Below are 1,245 nucleotides of genomic sequence, written 5' to 3'. Positions count from 1 at the left end.
GGAAGCCCGAGACGACATGCATGACGCATTCCTCCAGCTCGCCCACTGCATGACCCTCGCCCGCAAACATCCGGCCTTCTGAAAGCACCCCTTAGGGGTCCTTGCAGAATGATCCTTCTGTGGCACGGTGGAGGTGTATGTGTTCCCGTGTTTTGTGGGGTGCGGCCATGGCACGGCGGAAGCCGTGGGAGGTCAGTGACGAGCTGTGGGCGGTGATCGAGCCGCTGTTGCCGAAGCATGAACGGCGGTTTCGGTGAACCGTTCCGACTTTCCTCCCGGTGTTTTGCTGGCCGGTGATCAGTCGGCCCGCGGTTCTGTGTCAGCGTAGTGGGCTGCCTCGGACTCGGTGGGGCTGATCATGCCCAGGCTTGAGTGCAGTCGGCGGTTGTTGTACCACTCGACCCAGGAGGCGGTGGCGTACTCGACGTCGGAGACGGTTCTCCAGGGGCCGTCGTGGAAGACGCTGGTGCGGATGCATTCGGACTTGTAGAGGCCGTTGATGGTCTCCATCAGAGCGTTGTCGTAGGCGTCGCCGACGCTCCCGACCGAGGGGTGGATGCCCTCGAGCCGCAGATGTTCGGTGAAGCGCACGCTCGTATATTGCGACCCGGCATCTGAGTGACATATGAGCTGGTCGCGTCCGATTGGAGTGCCCTCGTGGCCGCGGCGCCACAGTGTCATCCACAGCGGCACGTCGACCAGCTCCACGTCTCGTTTCACGGAAGCGTGCCAGCCCACGATCTTCTGCGAGAAGCAGTCGACGATGAACGCGACGTAGGTGAAGGGCTGGCAGGTGCGGACATAGGTGAAGTCCGTGATCCACTTCTGGTCTGGGGCGGGAGCGGTGAAATCCCTGTTCAACAGGTCTGCCGCCCGGGTGTCGGCCGGGTTGGGGACGGTGGTTCTGGGTCTCTTGCCTCGCATGACGCCAGCCAGGCCGAGCGAGCGCATGGCCCGGTCGACGGCCCCGAAACCGGCCTCGGGATGGAGAGTGCGGCGGATGAGGGCCAGCATCTTGCGCCGGCCATAGAGCCCTTCTGGGGCCAGCACACGCTGACCGGCGGGGTTGGTGGCAAAGGCCAGCCGACGGACGGCGTCCTCAACCAGGGCGTCGCTCAAGGTCCGGGCCGCGGGCTCGCTCACGCCCACAGCTGGGGCGCACCAGGCCCGCAAGGTTCGTGCCGCGATCTTCAGCCCTGCGGTGTTCAGGGCTGCGAGGATCGACTCGACGGCATGACCGGCCGC

Annotated in this window: 1 protein-coding gene and 1 pseudogene; one reads left to right on the top strand and one right to left on the bottom strand. The window is 65.1% G+C overall.

Features of this window, described 5'->3' with window-relative positions; all coding sequences use genetic code 11:
- Window positions 1–167: 167 nt before the first annotated feature.
- Window positions 168–254 (top strand): annotated as a pseudogene (locus ABZ532_RS31645) (IS5/IS1182 family transposase); the annotation flags it as partial.
- A gap of 43 nt (window positions 255–297) precedes the next feature.
- Here ABZ532_RS31645 and ABZ532_RS31640 read toward each other — a convergent pair.
- The coding region (locus ABZ532_RS31640; protein ID WP_361291474.1) for an IS3 family transposase at window positions 298–1,245 on the bottom strand (948 nt) is incomplete at its 5' end.

This window comes from Streptomyces sp. NPDC019396, from assembly GCF_040632375.1.
Lineage (GTDB): Bacteria > Actinomycetota > Actinomycetes > Streptomycetales > Streptomycetaceae > Streptomyces.
Note: the sequence above shows the minus strand (reverse complement) of the source record. Positions and strands in the feature narration are given on the sequence as shown.